Source organism: Aeromonas sp. R2-2 (assembly GCF_040908355.1).
Lineage (GTDB): Bacteria > Pseudomonadota > Gammaproteobacteria > Enterobacterales > Aeromonadaceae > Aeromonas > Aeromonas veronii.
In genome coordinates this window covers 14,363-34,682 of the sequence record NZ_JBFODQ010000015.1, presented here as the reverse complement: position 1 = coordinate 34,682, position 20,320 = coordinate 14,363, and the positions used below count along the sequence as shown (strand labels likewise).

The window sequence follows — 20,320 nt, the reverse complement described above, 5'->3', positions numbered from 1 at the left end:
GGCCGCTACCAGTAACGGCTGACGCAGCTGACACTCCCCCCCACACAGCACAAAAACAGCGAGCGGCCCCCGGCCGCTCGCTGTTTTTCACGCTCTGTCGTTATGGTTTTTGTTATCCGTGGGCAAGCATTATGCCGCCTGTGGTACGCCTGCTTTGCCGGTCACGGCACGCTTGAGCCAGTAGTCGAGGCTGACGTAGCGGCCCCCGCCGTAAACCAGCAGCACCAGCAGCATCACGAAGTAGGTAGCGGCAAACTCCATCCCGTTGTTGAGCATCACGGGATCCCCGAGCTCGGTGATGTAGTTGTAGCGACCGGGGAAGTTGGCGGCCAGCCACTCGATAAAGCCGTTGAGGCGCACAGTGGCCTCCATGCTGCCGGTGGCGATGGCATCCCAGCCGTGCTTCCAGTGCACCATGGCGCTCGCCACGCTCATCAGGAAGATGGTGGGAATGGCCATGATACGGGTAAAGAGGCCAAGGGCGATGCAGATGCAGCCCAGTACCTCGGTGCCGGCCGCCAGAAAGGCGAGCAGGGTCGGGAACGGCAAGTTGAGCCCCCCTTCCGAGACCGGGGCACCAAACCAGGCGACGGTGCCGGCAAAGCCCATCACCTTGGAGTGGGCCCCCACATAGATGACCGGAATGAGATAGAGACGAATGGCCAGCAGGGCCAGAAAATCGAGCCGCTTGCACTGGGCCACCGCCCGCTCGTACCACTGGATCAGGGTATTGTTCATGGGAATTCTCCTTGGTGTTTGCTAAATGGGTGCAAGGGGGCGCCGGGCTGGCGCTCACCGACGGGCAGGATCAACAGACCCAGCCGGTGAAAATGGCGTGCCCACTCGCTCAGATCAAAGTCGCTGCGAACCTGTTGTACCTGTTGCAGGAACGCGGCTTGGGTGATCCCCGGCTGCTGTTGCAGCAACTGGATCAGCGCCACATCCCATTCGCGCAACCGCTGGGTCACCACCTGATGCTCCGGGCTGCGAAACAGGCCATAGAAGTGGTTGCCCTGCCGGGTCGGCACCACGCCGCTGCGACGAATGGCGAAGGGGAGCTCCAGCAGTTGCAGGGTGGGATTGAGCACAAGCGGACTCTCCGCCGTCACCTCAACCCCCGATATAACTTGCGGCACTACCCCTTCATCAATCTCGACACAGAGGCAGGCCCACTCGTACTCCAGCAGCGCCAGCCGCTGCTTGGGCCAGTTGAGAGTGCCCTCACTGTGGCGATGCTGCACATAGCGGACAAACTCGGTGGCGATATGGTGAAACTCGGGAGCCTCGGCGCCGTGCGCGATGACAAAGCCCTCCACCAGTTGCCACCTGTCCACCGGCGCCCAGTGAGCGTGGGTGAGCACAAAGGCACTCTCCAGCACCGACTCCACATTGGCGCGCACGCTGCGGGCATAGTGGCTGGCGATGCCATCCTGCGGCAGCCGCACCCGGCTCGCCAGCCAGGCGGTCTGCTGCTGCATTCGCTGCGGCGCCGTTTTGGGCGCAGTGATCAGTGATAACCGTCTATCCATAGCGCACCTCCCGCACCTGATGGTCGATCGCCTCGCAACAGGCGCCGTGCACCCGCGCCAGCTCGGCCTCCAGCTCTGCCAGCGGTGGCAGATGGTGATCCCGCTCCAGCAACAAGGGACGCAGGCCGTGGGTCTGCACCGTATAACGGGCCAGCGCCACCACCTCCTCACAGACCGGACGACCATGGGTATCCAGCAAGGTGCCATCCGCCTCTTCCAGATGACCGGCGATATGGAAATAGCTGATCGCATTGCTCGGCAGCCCGGCAATCATCCGCTTGGGGCAGTAACCGTGGTTGCGGCTGTTCACAAAGACGTTGTTGATATCGAGCAACAGCTCGCAACCGCTGCGCGCCACCAGCTCGGCGAGAAAATCCTCCTCCGGCATCTCGTAGTCATAGCCGTGGTAGTAGGAGATATTTTCCAGCACCAGCGGGCGGGCCAGCGCCTCCTGCACCTGCGCGATCCGCTCGGCCAGATAGGGGATGTTCTCCCACTGGCGCGGCACCGGTAGCAGTTCGTAGAGATAACCCTGTTGGTCGCGGGAAAAGCTCAGGTGCTCGCTGTAGATCCCGATACCGAACTCATCCAGAAAGGTGCGGATCTGGCTGAGCAGGGTGCGGTTGAGGGGCTGACAATCGCCGAGGGAGAGGCTGAGGCCGTGGGCCACCAGCGGGTAACGCTCGGCCAGCTGATGCAGCTGCGCCCGCTTGGCGCCGCCGATGGCCATCCAGTTCTCCGGCGCCAGCTCGAGAAAGTCGATGCCGGGGCGGACGGGGCCGGAGCAGAGCGCATCCAGATGCTCCTGGCGCAACCCGATCCCCCGACTGCGGGAGCTTATTGGCCGCATACCCCCTCCGTCATCTTGCTGCCGTTGCTGGATTTGTCGCCATCAATCCCCTCGCCCGCCACGCCACACTTGCCGTCGCGGGCGCGCACCAGCCGCCCCTGCGGATCGCTGTCGAGGGCCTGCTTTTCAAAGCGCTTCTCGGTGCCGCACTTGCCCGCCGCACACTTGCCGCCGTGCTGTTCGCTGGGGGCGGCTTTCACCGGCGCATCGCTCGGGGTGGCCGCCAGCGCAAGTCCCGGGGTCAGGGCAATCAGGCTGGTCATGGCGATGGAGAGGGTCAGTTTGCCGGTGGTCTTGTTGCTGCTTGGGTTACTCATGGGTGGACTCCTTGACGGATGAAACGGGGTAGCTGGAGAGATCGCGGGCGGCCACGATCTGGCCGTGGAACTGCTGTTTGACGATGGCCATCGCCTCTTTCTTGTGATTGAGGCCGACCCCCATCCAGTGGTTGAGCACCAGCAGCTTGGGGTTCACCTCGGCGGCAATTTTGGCCACCACAGATGGCTTGGCATGGAGCGAGGCGGAGACCGGATCGGCCCCTTCGTGGATGGCGAGCGGCATCACCAGAATGTCGGCCCCCTTGGCAAACGGCACAAAGGCCGGGTTGCTGCCGTTCTGATCCGCCGAGATAACGATGGTCCCCTCGGCGCTCTCGATACGATAGGCCAGACAGGGCACGTCACCGTGAGGGATGCCGAGTGCAGTGATGGTCAGCCCATCCTGCTGATAAACGGTGTGAGGCTGCGGGCTCTGGTAGGGCACATCATGGAGAGTGATGGGGAAGAGGCCATCGGTGCCATCCTTGAAACCGCTCAGGTAGGCATAAGCGCCCTTGTCCTTGTTGAAGAGGGCATCGAAGTAGCCGCTCATGCTGGGGAAAGCCGAGCCGGCTTGCGGCCCCGCCAGATCCAGCGGATCGCTGCGCTCGAAGAAGTAGGCCCCCTTGAGCAGGGCGGGCAGGTCGGTCACATGGTCGGTGTGGAAGTGGGTGATGCCGATAAAATCGACCTCTTCGAGCTTGGCCCCCGCCTGACCGAAGCGCAGGTAGACGCCGCCACCGGCATCGATCAGGATGCGGGATTTCCCCTTCCACCAGATCACCTCGCTGGAGGAGGCGCGTAGGTCGTCGGAGATGGGGCCACCACTGCCGAGCACCTGCAGGGTGAAGGTTTTATCCAGTGGCGTCAGTTGTACCGGTTCGGCACAGGCCGGGGCGACGGTGAGCGCGCACCCGATGGCCAGCGCCACCGCTTTCAATCTCTGTTTCATCACAATTACCTGTCAGTTGGTTGTCGGTTGAAAGTGTGTCGTGTGTGTCGTTTAAAGAGGGGGAGAGAGGGGCCGATGGCGACGAGTGAACGCCAGCCACCGGCCATGGCGGGGCGCGAGCCCCCCGCCGTCAGTTACCGTCCCGTTCGTCCGCCTGCCAGCGCGCTTCCAGCCAGAGCAGGTTGCACAAGCCCAGCAGCAGGGCGAATCCGAGGCCCAAAATCCAGGTGAAGTACCACATAGCAGATCCCTTGAGGTCAGTAGAGTTGATGGCTGTCGCGCTTGATGCGGGCACGGTCGAGCTTGCCGCGCACCACTCGATAGACCCAGCCGGTGTAGCCCAGGTTGACCGGCATCAGCACCAGCACGAGGCCAAACATGATGGCCAGGGTCTTGTAGCTGGAGGTGCTGTCCCACAGGGTCAGGCTGCTGACCGCATCGAGGGATGAGGGCAGCACGAAGGGGAACAGGGCGATGGCCACCGAGCAGAGCATGGCGGCGCAGGCAATGGCGCTGGCCAGCAGCGCAACCCGGCCCCGCTCCAGCCAGGAGGCAATGCCGCTCACCAGCGGCGCCAGCGTCCCGATGATCGGCACCAGCCACAGCAGCGGATAGTCAAAATAGTTGCGCAGCCAGCCACCGGCGTGGGGGATCACCCCCTTCATCAGCGGGCTGATGGCGGCATTCGGGTCAAAGGGTTGTGTGCCCACACCGGTCAGCTGAAACCCTTGCAGATCCACCAGATGCCAGCCGGCCAGCAGGTAGCTGAGGCTCACCAGCGGGGCCAGCAGGATGGCGATCCCCCGTGCGCGCAGCGCAGGGGTGCCAGTCACCTTGGCTTGTAGAAAACCGGCGCCGTGCAGCAGCAATAGGCTAATGGCAGTGGCCAGCACCGAGATCAGCCAGCCCCAGTGGAAGTCGAACGCGCCATAGTGCAGGCGCAGCGCCGTGTCGAAGCGGAACGGCAGCCCTTCCATCACCAGACCGATAGCCGCACCAAGGATCAGGGTCGGTATCAGGCCACCGGCCACCAGCGCCCGATCCCACCAGCGGCGCCACACCGGATCGGCCAGCTTGCTGCGATAGTCAAAACCGACCGGACGCAAAAATAGCCCGAGCAGCAGCACCACCATGGGGATGTAAAGCCCCGAGAAGGCGGCGGCATAAACCAGCGGCCAGGCGGCGAACAGGGCACCGGCACCGGCAATCAGCCACACCTGATTGCCTTCCCACACCGGCCCCACGCTGTTGATCACCAGACGGCGGTCGTCGTCATCTTTCGACACCACCGGCAGCAGCATGGCGATGCCGAGATCGAAGCCATCCATCACGATAAAACCGACCATCATGAAGAGCACCAGCGCCCACCAGATGAGTTTCAGGGTTGCGTAATCCATCAGGCGATCCTCGCAAGTTCGGGTTGTTCACCGCTGTAGCGGCCGGTATGGAGAATGGCGGGCCCCTTGCGGATCACATGGCGCAACAGGAACAGCTCCACCACCAGCAACAGGGTGTAGATGGAACAGATGGCGATCAGGCTGAACCAGAGTTGGCCCGGCTGAAGCAGAGAGACCGAGGCCGACACCGGCAGCACGTCGCTGATGGTCCAGGGTTGACGGCCGAGCTCGGCCACCAGCCAGCCCGCCTCGATGGCAATCCAGGGCAGCGGAATGCTCCAGAGCAGGGTCTTGAGCAGCCGTGGCGAGCTTTGCAGCCGGTTGCGGCAGAGCTGGACAAAGCTCACCACCATCAGTCCCAGCATGGTGACGCCGAGCCCCACCATCACCCGAAAGCCCCAGAACAGCGGCGCCACTGGCGGGATGGAGTCATCGACCGCTTTGGCGATCTCCGCCTCACCGGCCTTGGCGATATTGCTGGCATAGGGGGTGAGCAGCATGCCGTAGCCGAGATCCTTGCCGTGCTGCTCGAAGCGGGCGCGGTTAGCCGGGGTGTCATCGCCCTGCCGGATCTGGTCGAGGGCCTCGGCCGCCACCATGCCGCTGCGGATGCGCGCCTCGTTCTGCACCTTGATATCCTTGAGGCCGGTCACCGCCTCGTCGATGGAGCGGGTGGCGATGATCCCCATCAGATACGGGATCTTGATGGCAGCGTGGGTGGTTTCCGCCTGCTGATCCGGGAAGCCGAACAGGGTGAATGACGCAGGCGCTGGCTCGGTCTCCCACTCTGCCTCGATGGCGGCGAGCTTGACCTTCTGCACCTCGCCGGTGCGATAGCCCGACTCATCCCCGAGCACAATGACCGAGAGGATGGCGGCTAGCCCGAAGCCGGAAGCGATGGCGAAAGAGCGCAGGGCGAACTGCACCTCGGTCTTGCGCAGCAGATACCAGCTGCTCACCCCCATCACGAACATGGAGGCCGCCACATAGCCTGCCGCAACGGTGTGAACGAACTTCACCTGCGCCACCGGGTTAAAGAGCACGGCGGCGATATCCACCAGCTCCATGCGCTGGGTCAGCAGGTTGAACTCGGCCCCCACCGGGTTTTGCATCCAGCCGTTGCCGATCAGGATCCAGAGCGCCGAGAGATTGGAGCCGAGCGCCACCAACATGGTCACCAGCAGGTGCTTGCCGCGGGAGAGCTTGTCCCAACCGAAGAAGAAGAGCCCCACCAGGGTCGATTCGAGGAAGAAGGCCATCAGCCCCTCGATGGCCAGCGGAGTACCGAAGATGTCCCCCACATAGTGGGAGTAGTAAGCCCAGTTGGTGCCGAACTGAAACTCCATGGTGATCCCCGTGGTGACCCCCATGACGAAGTTGATGCCAAACAGTTTGCCCCAGAAGCGGGTGATGTCCTGATAGATCACCTTGCCGGTCATCACATAAGCCGACTCGGCGATCACCAGGATCCAGGACAGCCCCAGCGTGAGGGGCACAAACAGGAAGTGGAACAGGGCCGTGGCGCCAAATTGCAGGCGAGACAGGCTGACCACGTCATCCGGATTGATCATGCGTCACTCTCTTTTGTTGTATTTGCCTTGCGCGTTTCGTGCGTGACAAGTACATCACGGAGCATGACACCTATAACAGATGCAGTTATATTGAATTACACCTATAACAGTTGATCCAGATCATGTCCCTTTACCAGCAGTTGGCCGACCGCCTGCAAAGCCAGATCGACGATGGCATCTGGCAACCGGGGGAGCGCATCCCCTCCATTCGCCAGAGCTGCAAGACCCATGGGCTCAGCCCCATGACGGTGTTGCAGGCCTATCAACTGCTCGAAAGTCAGGGGCGGATCCTCGCCCGCCCCCAGTCCGGCTACTACGTCAAAGCCGCCTCACCACAGGTCGTGCAGCACACGCCGAGCCAGACCCACTACAGCGGCTCGGTGGATATCAACGATCTGGTGTTCGAGGTGTTGCAGGCGAGCAAATCGCGGGATCTGGTGCCTCTTGGCATGTCGGTAGCAGACCCGACCCTGTTCCCCCATCCCCAGCTCGGGCGGGCCTTGGCCAGCTGCATGCGCAAGCTCGATCCCTTCAGCACGGTGGCCGACCTGCCCCCCGGCAACGAAGCGCTGCGCCGCGCCATCGCCCAGCGTTACGCCAGCGACGGGGTGGCGGTCAATCCGCAGGAGATCATCATCACCACAGGCGCCATGGAGGCGCTCTCCCTCAGCCTGCAGGTGCTGACCGAGCCCGGTGACTGGGTGGTGGTGGAGTCCCCCACCTTCTATGGCGCCCTGCAGGCCATCGAGCGGCTGAAACTCAAGGCGGTGGAGATCCCGGTCATTCCGGGGGTGGGCATCGATCTGGCGCTATTGGAAGACGCCCTCAGCCAGATGCCGATCAAGGCGTGCTGGCTGATGGGCAATGTGCAGCACCCGCTCGGCCACACCATGCCTGATGCACACAAACAGGGGCTGATGGCACTGCTCAACAGCCACGGGGTGCCGCTGGTGGAGGATGACGTCTATGCGGAGGTCTACTTCGGCCGCGAGCGCCCCAAGCCGATCCGCCACTGGGATCAGCGTGGCGACAGCCTGCTCTGCAGCTCCTTTTCCAAGTGTCTGGCGCCGGGCTTTCGGGTCGGCTGGGTGGTGGCGGGGCCCCATGCCGAGCGGGTTCAACGGCTGCAACTGATGTCCACCCTCTCCACCAATGTGCCGAGCCAGCTGGCGCTGGCCGAGATGCTGCGCCAGGGCGGGGTCGATGCCCACTTTCGCCGACTGCGCCACACCCTGGCCCAACGCCAGCAGCAGATGCGGGCGGCCCTGCAGCGCTTGCTTCCGGAGGAGGTGCGGATCTCCTCCCCCGATGGCGGCTACTTCCTCTGGCTGGCGCTGCCTGCCCATTTCGACAGCCGCGCCCTGCACGCCAAGGCTCTGGGCAGCGGTTTTTCAGTGGCCCCCGGCGCCCTCTTTTCCAGTCAGGGGCAACACAACCACTGCCTGCGCCTTAACAGCTCCCATCCATGGAGCGAACAGCTGGAGCAGGCCCTCACCCGACTGGCCGCGCTGATTGCCGCGCAGCTCGGTGAAAAGTAACGAGGCAAAGAGCCGCTGGCGAAACGAACAAAGGCCCGCAACGGGCCTTTGTGGTTGGGAGGTGACGCGCCTTGGCTCGCCATAAAAAACTGATCATCTGGCCATGATCTGTGACTGCACCTTGAAGCCCAGCGCCTCGTAGAGCGCTTTGGCACGCTCGTTGAAGGCCATCACTTCCAGCCGGATTTGCTGAGCATCACGGGCCTTGGCCCACTCATCGCAATGGGCGATCAGCGCCTTGCCAATCCCGCGAGAGCGGTGCTGCTCATCCACCACCACGGAGCCGATGCGGCAAATCGGCGCACGGGTGAGAAACGGCACGCTCTCATTTATGTCTATCCGTGCCGTCAAAAAGCCCACCACCCTGCCATCCTGCTCGGCAACGCAGAATAGACGCCCTTCCGCGCCGATGGCGCTCAGTAAAAATGCCCGCTCCTCTGGTGACGGCGGGCAGAACACCTCGGGGTAATGTGCATGGTGGATCTCTCCTATCTGCCGGTTCAGCTCGACAATGGCGTCGATATCCAGTGCGGTTGCCTTGCGTATCTCCAACGGTTGCTCCTTGCAAAAAAGGTGATGTCCCTGCGCCATCTTAGGGGCTGTGCCCCGCAATCCAAATAGGCTCATCCGCATCTTTTGACGAGCCTCAGAAACAACAACGCCCCTTGAACGGGGCGTTATCGGCAATCCATGGCGGTGAGGGGTATCAGGCGGGGGCGTTAAGTTGGGCCACCTGCCGCTCGATGCTGCCCTTGAGGTTGTCATCGAGCTTGAGGGCCCGAGCCAGCTCATCGAGATAGCCTCGCTCCATAAAGTGATCCACCTCGATGGCGAGCAGGGAGACGAGATAGACCTCGGTGGCAAGCTCCATGTCGGTCACTTCCCGTGCCAGCGCGTGGGGATCGAGGGGGCGGGCCAGCTCGGCGTCAATCCAGCGGGCAACATCGCTCTGACCCTGTTCGGTCAGGTACTCCTGAATTTTCTGGCGCTCGGCGCCGTCGATATGGCCATCGGCTCGGGCCGCAGCCACCATGGCGCGCACCAAAAGCGCCGCGCGGGCATCCAGCGCATTGCCTTCCAGCCCACTGATGGGATGGGTGGGCTGGGCCGGTGCCGCCTGCTGGGCCTGCCAATCCTGATAGAGCTTGTAGGCCAGCCCGCCAAGGGCTGCGGCGCCGCCCACGGCAGCGGCCTTGCCACCATATTTGCGCACTTTTTTATTGCCCAGCAGCAGACCGAGCGCGCCGCCGGCCAGCGCTCCCTGCATCTGCCCCTTGCGCTTGTCTCCGCCTTCGTTGAGCCAGCCTTTGCCAGCCCCCAGCAACTGTTCCAGCATCTGTTTCATGGTGTCACTCCTGCGGGTCAAAAAAGTGAAATCGGGATGAATAGAGCCAGATAGTGACCCCGCCCCCCTGAATCGGGGATGAACCCTTGACCGGGCAGGCCGATGGGGCAAAGCTCAGGGAAACTCTTCAGGCAATAAGGATGTAACTGTGCCCAATCGCGAACTGACCCTGCAATTTCTGGCCGAACCCTCCGACGTCAATTTCGGCGGCAAGGTACACGGCGGCATGGTGATGAAGTGGATCGATCAGGCGGGCTATGCCTGCGCCGCTGGCTGGTGCGGCGGCTATGCGGTGACCGTCTATGTGGGGGGTATCCGCTTTTTGCGCCCCATCCAGATTGGCCAGCTGGTGGAGGTTCACGCCCAGGTGATCCATACCGGCACCACCAGCATGCATCTGGCGGTGGATGTCTACAGCCGCCACCCCACCGAGACCGAGCGCCACAAAACCACCCACTGCATCATCATCTTTGTGGCGATGGATGAGCACGGCAAGCCGACCCCGGTGCCCCAGTGGCAGCCAGTAAGCGAGAGCGATCTGCAGTTGCAGCAGTACGCCAAAAAGCTGATCGCCCTGCGCGAGGAGATCGACAAGGAGATGCGCCAGCACCTCTGACCTTGGTGATTCCCCTGCCCGATAGAGCGGGGCGCTTTCGGCCAACGGCGGCGCCCCTGTATAATCCCCCCTCTTCCCGCAACCGGAACCCTGCCCATGTCACTAGAAACTGCCCCGCCCGAGGTGAAACTCGCGGTGGATCTGATTGAACTGCTGGAGACCAACCAGCTGGCCCCCGCACTGGTGCTGGCGGCGCTGGCCATCGTAAAAAATGACTACGAGCGCAAGCTGGCGGAGGGGAAGGATCACTGATCCCCCCGCACTTTTTCCGCCTTATCTTGCCGACGTCAGTTTTTCCCCACAGAAGTTTTTCCCCACATAGGCCACTCACTGCGGCCCCATCACCTCGTCACAGAGGGCGATCAGGGCCGAACTCAGGCGTCTGAGCGGTTCGCTCCCGCTTCCCCCGGCATGGAGGGCCAGCTCCACCGGCGCCACCTTGGGCCACTGGGTCAGGGCCAGCTGATCGGCGGGCATCAACCGTTTGGGCAGCAAGCTCACGCCAATGCCCGCACTCACCGCCCCCTGCAAGCTGGCGAGGCTGGCGCTGACATAGGCGATACGCCAACGACGACCGAGGCCATCGAGCGCCTCGGTCATCTGCCGCCGATAGAGCCCTTCGCTCGGGAAGGCGACCAGCGGCAGCGGATCCCGTTCCCGTGCGGGCCAGTCGCGACTGTCGACCCACACCAGCGGCTCGCGCCAACTGGCAAGGGGCGAACCCTTTCCCCGAGTCTGCTTGACCAGCGCCAGATCCAGCTCTCCCGCCTCGAAGCGCTGCCAGATCTCGTGGCTCAGGCCACTTTGCACCTCCAACCGTACCTCGGGGTAGTCGCGGGCAAAAGCGGCCAGCACCGGGGTAATGGCGCCTGCGGCAAAATCCTCCGGCACCCCGAGGCTGAGGGACACGCTCCCCTCGCTCACCTGCTCCTCGGCCTGTGCCAGCAGCGCCAGAATGCGGCGGGCCAGCCCCAGCAATTTTTCCCCCTCCGCCGTCGCCACCACCTGACGGCCAGCACGATCGAGCAGCGGGCAGCCAAGCTGCTGCTCAAGGCGGCGGATCTGCTGGCTGATGGTGGATTGGGTCAGATGGACCCGTTCACCGGCGCGGGTAAAGCTGCCGGTGTCGATAATGGCGACAAAACTGCGCAGTAACAGGGGATCCAGCATGGGGCACTCCATTTACAAAACCACTTAACTCCATTCTATCATTTAATTTCCAAATGACTTTCGAGCCAGCTAGGCTGGCGTTTTTGCCTCCTTTGACGGTGATCTGCCATGTTCAGCCCCGATGACTCCGCGTCCCGAATGCTCCCTGTTTCTCCCAGAACCGGAAACAGCACCCGATGAATCAACGAAATGCGGATCATCCCGCAGGCCAGACGGCCCTGCTGGTGCTGGTGATCCTGATTGGCCTTAATCTGCGCCCCTTTCTTACCGCCATCGGCCCGCTGGCCCAAGCCATTGACCAGCGTCTGGCGCTGGGGATGGACACCCTCGCCTGGCTCACCCTGCTGCCGCTCTGGCTGATCGGGGTCGGCGTGCTGCTCACCCCGCGCCTACGCAGCCTTGCCAGTGCCACCACTCTGCTGGGGCTGGCCCTGCTGCTGCTCGGCATTGGCAGCGCCATGCGCTTCGATGCCCAAAGCGGCGCCTTGCTGATCGCCAGCGCGGCGCTCTGCGGCCTTGGTTCGGCACTGGTGCAGGGAGTGCTGCCCGCCCTTATCAAGCAGGCCTTCGCCCACAAGGTGCCGCTGGTGATGGGGATCTTCTCCGCCTGCATGATGGGGGGCGGGGCGCTGGGGGCCAGTCTCACGCCACGGCTGGCGGCGAGCCTCGACTGGTCGCGGGCGCTGGCGCTCTGGAGCCTGCCGCTGCTGCTGGCCCTCGGCTGGCTGGGGTGGAAAGTGCGTCTGCCACGGGCCGCCGCGGTCGCCATTCTCCACGGCGAACAGCGGCTGATCACCTTGCCCCGCAGCTGGTTGCTGATCGTCTGCTTTGGCATCATCAACAGCGGCTACGGCATCGTCGTGGCCTGGCTGGCCCCCGCCTATATGGCGCAGGGCTGGAGCGCCGCGCAGGCGGGCGAGCTGGTCGCCTGGCTGGCGCTGGCCCAGACTGCCAGCGGCCTCGGCCTGCCGCTGCTGGCGGCACGCAAGATGGATCGGCGGCCGTGGATGGGCCTTGCCATCGCCATGCAGCTGGCGGGATTTGGCGGTCTCTGGCTAGCGCCACAGGCGGCCCCCATGCTCTGGTGCATGCTGTGCGGCGCAGGCCTTGGCGGCAGTTTTTCGCTGATCATGGTGATTGCGCTCGATCACCTGCCCGACCCGCGCCGCGCGGGCACCTTGAGCGCCCTGATGCAGGGGTTTGGCTTTATGCTGGCGGCCACCGGCCCCTGGGTGGCGGCGCGGCTCTATCACTATGTGGGCAACTTCGCAGCCGCCTGGCAGTGGCAACTGGGAGGATTGCTGCTGATGAGCCTGCTGGTAGTGCGCCTCGACCCGCGCCACTACCCCCGCGTCATGCGGTTACCGACCGCCAGCGAGCCGACCATCTCGGCGCCCCTCCCAACCAGCTCTGCGGCCCAAAACAACACACCGGCCTGAGGCCGGTGTGTTGGGGATAGCAGTGTTGAGGATCACAAGACGAGGCTGACGCCACTCAGAGGGACAACTCAGCGCCCCTTCTTCTGCCGTCCTGTGTTAGCGGTGCGCGGCTTGCCTGCGGCCGGTTTGCCACCCTTGGGTGCTCCTTTGCCAGCGCCGCCCTTGTTGGCAGCACCTTTGCCCGCGCCACCCTTGCCCACCGGCAGCTTCTTCTCGAAGGCTTCCGGGCCCGGCACATTGGGGCGACCGCCAATCTCGTGATCATCATCGCGGCGCGGCTTCTTGCCCTGCCCCGGTTTGGCGCTTTGCGCCGCAGGAGCCTTGGCCGCCTTGGGTTTGTCGCCTTTGGCCGGTTTCACCTCGGAGGAGGAGTCCTCAATCAGCTTGAACAGATCGATCAGCTCGTCGTCGGTGAGATCGCGCCACTCGCCCACCGGCAGCCCCTTGAGGCTGACATTCATGATGCGGATGCGCTCCAGCTTGGTCACTTCAAAACCGAAGTGTTCGCACATGCGGCGGATCTGGCGGTTAAGCCCCTGCACCAGGGTGATGCGAAAGACGAACGGCGCCTCTTTCTTCACCTTGCACTTCTTGGTCACAGTACCGAGGATCGGTACCCCGGCCGCCATGCCGCGCACAAACTCGTCGGTCACCGGCTTGTCGACGGTCACCAGATACTCTTTCTCGTGATCGTTACCCGCCCGCAGGATCTTGTTGACCAGATCGCCGTGGTTGGTGAGGAAGATCAGACCCTGCGAATCCTTGTCGAGCCGCCCGATGGGAAAGACCCGGGTGCTGTGGTTGACGAAATCGACGATGTTGTCCTTCTCGCCCGCCTCTGTAGTACTGACGATGCCCACCGGCTTGTTGAGGGCGATCAGCACCAGACTGTCCGCCTCGCGCGGCTCGATCACCTGACCATTCACCTTGACCAGATCGCCAACCTGTACCTGATCGCCAATCCCGGCGCGCTTGCCGTTGATAAAGACGTGGCCCTGCTCGATAAAGCGGTCGGCCTCGCGGCGCGAGCAGATGCCGCTCTCGCTGATGTATTTGTTCAGACGCATGGATTCGTTAGCCAGCATGGGTCACCTGCCACAGGTTCTGGGCCGCGCCCGGTTGTGCCATCGCCTGTTCCGGCTGCGCCGGAGAGGCTGTCTGCTGCATCAGCCAATTCACTACGTCAAAGTTCTGCATACCATTCCATCTTCAAAAAAGGCCAATGCCAGCTTATCCATCAAAAAACGCCGCTACAGTAGCATAATTGCCCCCTCTCAGGGGCAGATAGTTGCAAGGTCGCAGCGCCCAAGCGGGCATCCGCGGACAAGTTCACGCCGCCAGATGGCCCGCGATGCAACCTTCGAACGGCCAGCCTGATGCCAACGGCAGGATCAGGCGCCCACAGCCAGCGCGGACGAACGCCATCAACTATACATATCACCTTGTTTCCATTAGGCTTTAAGCCGATTGGCAGCGCCCAATGTGCTGCGCCGAACTCGCCCGCCCAAAGGCGGCCCCACCCCTATCGCCAAGGATTGCACCATGCTGGCTCACACTCGCCGCCTTGTTCGCCGTGCTCTGCTGACCCTGTTGCTGCTGTTGCTGACCGCATGGGCGGTGATCGCCTACTTCGCCTGGCAGGCAGCGCCGCTGCAGCTGTGGCACACAGTGGTGCCCCCCGAACTCAGCGCCGATGAGCTCGACAGCAGCGACTGGCAAGCCTATCTGGCCCGCGAAGCAGAGCTGTTCGAGCTGGTAGCCACCGAGGTAGTCGCCAAGACGCCGCCCGAGCAGCAACTGGCCAGCAATCGCTACTATCAGGACGCCCCCATCAATCCCGCCCGCTTTCAGCAGAACTGGAACCGCTCCTACCTGCTGCGTCCCGAGGGGGAAGTCAAAGGGGTGGCGGTGCTGCTGCACGGGCTGACCGACTCCCCCTACAGCCTGCGCCATCTGGCCAGACGCTATCAGCAGCAAGGCTTTATCGCGCTGGGACTGAGGATCCCCGGCCACGGCACCGTGCCCGCTGGCCTCGTGGATGTGGATTGGGAGATCTGGCTGGCCGCCACCCGACTGGCGGTGCGAGAGGCCAGATTGCTGGTGCCGGGCAAGCGGCCGCTGCATCTGGTGGGCTTTTCCAACGGCGGTGCGCTGGCGGTAAAATATGCGCTCGATGCGCTGGCTGACCCGAGCGGTGCGCTGGCAAAACCGGATCGGCTGGTGCTGATCTCCCCGATGATCGGGGTGACCCGCTTTGCCCGCTTCGCCGGGCTCAAGGCCGTCCCTGCCCTGCTGCCCGCCTTTGCCAGCGCCGCCTGGCTCGACACCATGCCGGAGTTCAACCCGTTCAAGTACAACTCGTTTCCGGTCAACGGCGCACGCCAGTCCTATCGCCTGACCCACGCCATCCAGCAGCAGGTGCGCCAGCTGGCCGCCAGTGGCGAGCTGGCGGCGTTTCCCCCCGCCCTCACCTTCCAGTCGGTGATGGACTACACCGTCAGCACCCGATCCATCATTGCCGATCTCTACCATTACCTGCCGGCCAACGGCAGCGAACTGGTGCTGTTTGATATCAACCGCAGCACCCTGTTTGGCCCGCTGATGAGCTCGGCCTCCGAGCTGGCGCTGCACCGCTTGCTGCCAAACGCCCCCGAGCACTATCGCTTCACCGTGGTGGGCAATGTCGAGCCAACCTCCCCCGCAACCCAGGCCAGAACGCTGGCCAGTGCAGACCAGCCTGAGCAGGTCCGCCCGCTGGGCATCGACTATCCCAAGGAGATCTACTCCCTCTCCCATGTGGCGCTCCCCTTCCCGATGGACGACCCCCTCTATGGCATGGCGGCGCGCCCGCAGCAGCGGGAGCAATACGGCATCAATCTCGGCGGTCTGGCCCTGCGTGGCGAGCGCGGCGTGCTGATCGTCAACCCCGGCGCCCTCACCCGCACCTCCTCCAACCCCTTCTACCCCTATCTGCAGCAGCGGGTAATGGAGACCCTCACCGCCCCTCCCGTGGCTCGGTCTGCAGCCGTAACCCCTGCCAGCAGCGGTCAACCTGATGCGGCCTATAAGGCAGAAGTGGAGCAGTTTTTACAGGAGAGCGACGAGAGCAGCGCGCCTTTCTAGGGCGTCTCTGCCACATCGACCAAGCGGCCGACGTGCTTGGCGCTATAGCGATACGAGAAAGGGGCCGTCAATTGACGGCCCCTTTCTATTGATGATGCGATGGGGGTGATGGCTTGGTGGGCTCAGGGATAAATGCTCACTTCTATCAGGTTCTGGTCTGGATCGAGAAAATAGACAGATTCTATCGGCCCGCAGGCACCGCTTTTGGTCACAGGCCCCTCGACAATCTCCACCCCGTGGCAGGCAAGCTGGGCCATCACCTGCTCCAGCGGCCAGCGGGTGATAAGGCAGACATCCCCCGATCCCACCTGCGCCCGATTGCGCGGCTCCTGCCCAAGCAGTTGCAGATTGATCTTCTGGTTGCCGAACCCCACCGCCCGGCGCCCCGCACCGAAGGTAATGGCCTCCATATTGAGCACCGAACTGTAAAACGCCACGGCCCGTTCGATATCGCTGACCGTCAATACCAGATGGTCGATATGGCTGATCATGGTTACCTCCTGGTGGTGATCTGGCTGATGTGACCGGCATATACCCGCAAACATCCGACTGTCGTCGCCACGGCGGGCAACCCCATCTTACCCGGCAAGAGAGAGCCCATGTGTGCCGTGACGCGCAAAGCGAGCGCAAATGATCTGGTCAAATAAATTCGCGTTACTGCACCGCTGCGCACGCTTTATTCCGCTGGGCCAGCAGGGCTTCATCGTCACTGTCCATCGCAGCCAGAATCGCCTGATTGCAGGCGCGCTCCGCCAGCTTGGCAGGACTCTGCTTGGCATCCCCAATCTCTGCAATCATCGGCCGATAACTGACGGCAGCCGAGCAGTACATGGTGCGAAATTTGGACAGTTGCCAACTGCTGTCATCCTGCCGGGTCAGGTCGTCGCACAGCTTGTGAAACAGGGCGGACGCCTTGACCGTGCACTGGCTAAAGCGCCGCACATCTTGCTCATAAGGACGGCAAACGCTCGGCTGCTGGATCTGCCACAGCTGAAAAGAGAACGGGACCGACTCCCCCTCATACTGCACCACCAGCGTCTTGGCCTCGGTGCCATAGATATCCGCAACCTGCTGCTGTACCAGATTGAGATAAGCCGAAAAAAGATAGGAAACCGGATCCATCACCACCTCCCTGTGGTTGTCACTGTCGGGCTGTATCACGAAAACCGGAGCGATTTTCAAACGAGTAACAGACGACAACAGCTTACTGATTTGGTTGGAAAAAATGATACTCTTCTCGCCACCCTCATGTACAACGTTCAAGGCTAAAGTGCGATGCAACAATGCGGTATTTATGAACAGCTCATTACTCAACTGCTGACATCTCGACTCGACCGCGAGCACTTTTACGTGGGGGAACGCCAACTTGAGCCTGCCGAAGCGGCAGTTTGGTTATCCAGATTTCTGAGCCGGGTTTTGGAATATGCGGTTGGTTCGGTAACTGGAGAGGATCAGCTGCAACGGCAGATTGAGCTGGCTAACCAGTTATTGCTTTGGCTAAAGGATCGCACACAAGACCCAGACTTTATTAGCGAGAACCTCATCGATAGTCAGGGAAAAATTCTGACAGCGCTCTACCAGTTGGATAACCCCATTTCCGCCAATTTAAAGCAATATGCCGAGGATATTTTCCCTCTGACAGGTCTCACTCAGAGCGAACTGTTTTGTGGCAGCAATGCGGGTTTGTCGATGGAGTCGGAGATTAAACGGGAAATATTATCGGCAGATAGCATCTGCTGGCTGGTCTCATTTATCAAATGGGCAGGTATCCGGATTTTCCGTCATGAGCTGGAAGAGTTCACTCGCAGCGGCCGCCAATTAAAAGTAATTACTACCTCTTATATGGGGGCGACCGACGCCAAGGCAGTTGAATTTTTAGCTAGTCTCCCAAATACCGAAGTCAAACTCAGCTATAACACCCAGCGCGAGCGGTTGCATGCCAAGAGCTATCTCTTTTGCCGGAATACCGGCTTTCATACCGGCTATATAGGCTCCTCCAATCTCTCTCACTCTGCCCTCACCAGCGGCTTGGAGTGGAACCTAAAAATCACCTCGCAAGAGATCCCGCATATTATCGAGAAATCCCTGAGTACCTTTGAAACCTATTGGGAATCCGATGATTTTGAGCTGTTTGATGGCAAGCTCGAAAGCCGTACAAAATTGCAGCATGCGCTGCAAGAGGCCCGTGGGGATGGGGACAAAAATAGCCCTGCCTATTTCTTTGATATCACGCCGTTTCCCCATCAACTGGAGATCCTTGAACAATTGGCGATGGAACGCGCTTTACATCAGCGCTTTCGTAACTTGGTGGTAGCGGCTACCGGTACAGGGAAAACCCTGATATCCGCCTTTGATTTTGCGCGTTTTTTGAAAACCAAACCCGATGCCAAGTTTCTGTTTGTCGCCCACAAAGAGGAGATCTTGCGCCAAGCATTGGCCTCATACCGCGGAGTGCTCAAGCAATCCAATTTTGGCGAACTCTTGGTCGGCGGTGCCGTGCCAACCCACTACCGTCAGCTATTTGCCTCGGTGCAATCCTTGAATAACCAGCTGGCTAATTTACGTCTTAGCCCAGACTATTTCGATTACATCGTCATCGATGAGGTTCACCATATTGCGGCGGCCAGTTATCGCGGTCTGCTCGCCGCTTTTGAACCTCACATTTTGTTGGGATTAACCGCAACGCCAGAGCGCCATGATGGCAGTGATATTCTTGCCGACTTTTGTGGTGTCATCGCAGCAGAGATACGCTTGCCCGAGGCTATCAATCGTCGCCATCTCTGTCCGTTCCAATATTTTGGTATCGATGATGATACTGACTTGCGCCAAGTGGCTTGGAAAAATGGCCGTTATGACATCACTGAGCTCACCAATATCTATACCCACAATCAGCAGCGGGTACAGAAAATAGTCCAGAGCCTCAATGAGATCGTCACCGATATTACCAAGATCAAAGCGCTGGCATTTTGTGTGAGCCGTGAACATGCCGACTTTATGTGCAAGGCATTTTTATTGAAGGGCATCAAGGCTGACATCCTCACCAGCGATAATCGAGACGAGCGGCATAGTAAACAACAAGATTTGCGCACTGGGGTTATCAATATTCTCTGCGTGGTGGACATCTTCAACGAAGGGGTTGATATCCCGGAAGTCGATACCTTGCTGTTTTTACGACCAACGGAAAGCCTCACCATCTTCTTACAGCAATTAGGGCGCGGCCTGCGGCTGGCGAGCGATAAAGAGTGCTGCACCGTGTTGGACTTTGTTGGCAATGCCCGTGCGGAGTATGACTTTGCCCAGAAATTCCGGGCACTGGTGGGCAAAACCAACAAGGCGATCAGCCACGAAATCAAACAGGGCTTCCCTCACGCCCCCTTGGGCTGCCGCATCGAACTCTCAAAACAAACCCAAGAGTTAATTCTGAGCAATATCAAAAAGGCGACCCTCAATACCTCATGCCTCATGGGCCTGATCCGCCGTTTCTCACTGGATTGTGATTTACCGCTGACGCTGGCGAACTTTTTGAAGTTCTACCCTCACATCAGCCTTGAGGAGATCTACAAGCGCGGCAATTGGAGCGCCTTGGTCAAACAGGCTAGCAACCATACCATTTCTGAAATGAGCGATGAGAAACTATCCACCCTCTACACCCGGGCCATCAAAACCCGGCTATTGGGCTGTGATGCGCTCCATTACTTGAAATTCTTACAAACCTTGGTGGCAGACGCATTTACCTTAACGGCCGAGCACGATGCACGCATGGCCTTGATGTGCCATTACGACTTCTGGCAACAAAGCGGCCCCACTGCTGGCTTTAGCTCCTTGGCGCACAGCCTGAAACAACTCAATCAACCTGAATTAAGGGCCGAGCTGGCAGATCTGTTGCCCATGCTGATCAACCGGGTGCAACACGAACAAAGCGCCATGCCAAACCTTCCCGGTAATCCGCTGCAACTGCATGCTCGCTATGCCAGAGAGCAGGTGCTGGTTGGCTTTGGCGCGACCACCTTCGCGCAGCAACCCACGGCTCGCGAAGGGGTCTATGTCATCGCAGAGCAAAATATCGAGTTGCTGTTCGTGACCTTGAACAAAACGGAACAGCACTTCTCCCCCACTACCCGTTATCACGACTACGCCATCAACGAGTCGCTGTTTCATTGGCAGAGCCAAAACAGCGCTCGCCCAGAACGGGGCAAGGGGCTGAGTTACATAAACCACAGAGCAGAAGGTAAGCGCTTGTTTTTGTTCGTCCGCGAGCAGAGCAAAGATGAATTTGGCCGCACCCTTGGCTTTGTGAACTTTGGTGAGGTGGAGTACGTATCCCACACTGGCAGCCAACCGATGAACATTAAATGGCGTCTCACTACTCCGATGCCGCCATTTATGTGGAAAGAGGCCGCCAAACTGGCTGTTGGTTAGTAAGGCTTCTCACCCGGTGGGTGATATGACGCAAAACCCACCGGATTCTCGCCC

General features: G+C 61.1%; 21 protein-coding genes. 6 read left to right on the top strand and 15 right to left on the bottom strand.

Annotated features, from left to right (window positions below):
- Positions 1-129: 129 nt before the first annotated feature.
- The 8 genes from AB5Z09_RS02695 to AB5Z09_RS02660 all read right to left on the bottom strand — a co-directional run bounded on the left by AB5Z09_RS02695 (position 130) and on the right by AB5Z09_RS02660 (position 6,616).
- Entirely contained in the window at positions 130-738 is a 609-nt protein-coding gene (locus tag AB5Z09_RS02695; RefSeq protein WP_368194582.1) for a DoxX family protein, read from the bottom strand.
- Positions 735-1,529, bottom strand: coding sequence for a putative DNA-binding domain-containing protein (locus tag AB5Z09_RS02690; protein ID WP_368194581.1), 795 nt, complete (start codon positions 1,527-1,529; stop codon positions 735-737). The genes AB5Z09_RS02695 and AB5Z09_RS02690 overlap by 4 nt, the downstream gene beginning before the upstream one ends.
- Positions 1,522-2,379 carry a DUF692 domain-containing protein gene (locus tag AB5Z09_RS02685; protein WP_368194580.1) on the bottom strand — a complete coding sequence of 286 codons (858 nt, stop codon included), beginning with the start codon at positions 2,377-2,379 and terminating at the stop codon, positions 1,522-1,524. Before AB5Z09_RS02685 ends, AB5Z09_RS02690 begins: the two co-directional genes overlap by 8 nt.
- Entirely contained in the window at positions 2,367-2,696 is a 330-nt protein-coding gene (locus AB5Z09_RS02680) for a hypothetical protein (protein ID WP_368194579.1), read from the bottom strand. Before AB5Z09_RS02680 ends, AB5Z09_RS02685 begins: the two co-directional genes overlap by 13 nt.
- A complete protein-coding gene (locus tag AB5Z09_RS02675) occupies positions 2,689-3,648 on the bottom strand; it encodes an MBL fold metallo-hydrolase (protein ID WP_005347062.1) in 960 nt (319 codons plus the stop codon). The genes AB5Z09_RS02680 and AB5Z09_RS02675 overlap by 8 nt, the downstream gene beginning before the upstream one ends.
- A gap of 130 nt (positions 3,649-3,778) precedes the next feature.
- Complete coding sequence (gene cydX, locus AB5Z09_RS02670) at positions 3,779-3,889, bottom strand: cytochrome bd-I oxidase subunit CydX (protein ID WP_005337572.1); 111 nt, start codon at positions 3,887-3,889, stop codon at positions 3,779-3,781.
- Positions 3,890-3,905: 16 nt separating this feature from the next.
- The gene (gene cydB, locus AB5Z09_RS02665; protein WP_368194578.1) at positions 3,906-5,045 is read right to left on the bottom strand and encodes a cytochrome d ubiquinol oxidase subunit II; all 1,140 of its coding nucleotides are present in this window, start codon (positions 5,043-5,045) and stop codon (positions 3,906-3,908) included.
- Entirely contained in the window at positions 5,045-6,616 is a 1,572-nt protein-coding gene (locus AB5Z09_RS02660; protein ID WP_157161010.1) for a cytochrome ubiquinol oxidase subunit I, read from the bottom strand. The genes cydB and AB5Z09_RS02660 overlap by 1 nt, the downstream gene beginning before the upstream one ends.
- Positions 6,617-6,738: 122 nt before the next feature.
- On the opposite strand from AB5Z09_RS02660, the gene AB5Z09_RS02655 reads away from it, so the two are divergent.
- Positions 6,739-8,154, top strand: a complete 1,416-nt coding sequence (locus tag AB5Z09_RS02655) for a PLP-dependent aminotransferase family protein (RefSeq protein ID WP_368194577.1) — start codon at positions 6,739-6,741, stop codon at positions 8,152-8,154.
- A gap of 93 nt (positions 8,155-8,247) precedes the next feature.
- Here AB5Z09_RS02655 and AB5Z09_RS02650 read toward each other — a convergent pair whose 3' ends face one another.
- On the bottom strand, positions 8,248-8,706 hold the full coding sequence (locus AB5Z09_RS02650; RefSeq protein ID WP_368194576.1) for an N-acetyltransferase family protein: 459 nt from the start codon (positions 8,704-8,706) through the stop codon (positions 8,248-8,250).
- Positions 8,707-8,860: 154 nt separating this feature from the next.
- Positions 8,861-9,499: a tellurite resistance TerB family protein gene (locus AB5Z09_RS02645; protein ID WP_368194575.1), complete on the bottom strand. Its 639-nt coding sequence runs from the start codon at positions 9,497-9,499 to the stop codon at positions 8,861-8,863.
- 148 nt (positions 9,500-9,647) lie between these two features.
- Between AB5Z09_RS02645 and AB5Z09_RS02640 the strand changes: the two genes are divergently transcribed.
- Positions 9,648-10,115: an acyl-CoA thioesterase gene (locus AB5Z09_RS02640; protein ID WP_108612015.1), complete on the top strand. Its 468-nt coding sequence runs from the start codon at positions 9,648-9,650 to the stop codon at positions 10,113-10,115.
- Between the two features lie 96 nt (positions 10,116-10,211).
- A complete protein-coding gene (gene rsmS, locus AB5Z09_RS02635; RefSeq protein ID WP_235466225.1) occupies positions 10,212-10,367 on the top strand; it encodes a pleiotropic regulatory protein RsmS in 156 nt (51 codons plus the stop codon).
- 75 nt (positions 10,368-10,442) lie between these two features.
- On the opposite strand, the gene AB5Z09_RS02630 is transcribed toward rsmS, so the two are convergent.
- Positions 10,443-11,285 (bottom strand): LysR family transcriptional regulator, encoded by an 843-nt coding sequence (locus tag AB5Z09_RS02630; protein WP_368194574.1) that lies wholly within the window; start codon positions 11,283-11,285, stop codon positions 10,443-10,445.
- Between the two features lie 176 nt (positions 11,286-11,461).
- Here AB5Z09_RS02630 and AB5Z09_RS02625 point away from each other — a divergent pair, with 176 nt between their 5' ends.
- Positions 11,462-12,724, top strand: coding sequence for a cyanate transporter (locus tag AB5Z09_RS02625; RefSeq protein WP_368194573.1), 1,263 nt, complete (start codon positions 11,462-11,464; stop codon positions 12,722-12,724).
- Between the two features lie 68 nt (positions 12,725-12,792).
- Here the strand turns inward: AB5Z09_RS02625 and rluF are convergent, their stop codons facing one another.
- Complete coding sequence (gene rluF, locus AB5Z09_RS02620; protein ID WP_005350834.1) at positions 12,793-13,809, bottom strand: 23S rRNA pseudouridine(2604) synthase RluF; 1,017 nt, start codon at positions 13,807-13,809, stop codon at positions 12,793-12,795.
- Positions 13,799-13,921 carry a hypothetical protein gene (locus AB5Z09_RS02615; protein WP_005337590.1) on the bottom strand — a complete coding sequence of 41 codons (123 nt, stop codon included), beginning with the start codon at positions 13,919-13,921 and terminating at the stop codon, positions 13,799-13,801. Before AB5Z09_RS02615 ends, rluF begins: the two co-directional genes overlap by 11 nt.
- 345 nt (positions 13,922-14,266) lie before the next feature.
- Here AB5Z09_RS02615 and AB5Z09_RS02610 point away from each other — a divergent pair, with 345 nt between their 5' ends.
- Positions 14,267-15,847: an alpha/beta hydrolase gene (locus AB5Z09_RS02610; protein WP_368194572.1), complete on the top strand. Its 1,581-nt coding sequence runs from the start codon at positions 14,267-14,269 to the stop codon at positions 15,845-15,847.
- Between the two features lie 122 nt (positions 15,848-15,969).
- On the opposite strand, the gene AB5Z09_RS02605 is transcribed toward AB5Z09_RS02610, so the two are convergent.
- Both AB5Z09_RS02605 and AB5Z09_RS02600 read right to left on the bottom strand, forming a co-directional pair.
- Positions 15,970-16,338, bottom strand: a complete 369-nt coding sequence (locus AB5Z09_RS02605) for a VOC family protein (protein WP_005347086.1) — start codon at positions 16,336-16,338, stop codon at positions 15,970-15,972.
- Between the two features lie 163 nt (positions 16,339-16,501).
- Positions 16,502-16,969, bottom strand: a complete 468-nt coding sequence (locus tag AB5Z09_RS02600) for a hypothetical protein (protein WP_368194571.1) — start codon at positions 16,967-16,969, stop codon at positions 16,502-16,504.
- A 153-nt stretch (positions 16,970-17,122) separates the two neighbouring features.
- Here AB5Z09_RS02600 and AB5Z09_RS02595 point away from each other — a divergent pair, with 153 nt between their 5' ends.
- Positions 17,123-20,266, top strand: a complete 3,144-nt coding sequence (locus AB5Z09_RS02595) for a DUF3427 domain-containing protein (protein WP_368194570.1) — start codon at positions 17,123-17,125, stop codon at positions 20,264-20,266.
- The last annotated feature ends 54 nt before the right edge of the window (positions 20,267-20,320 follow it).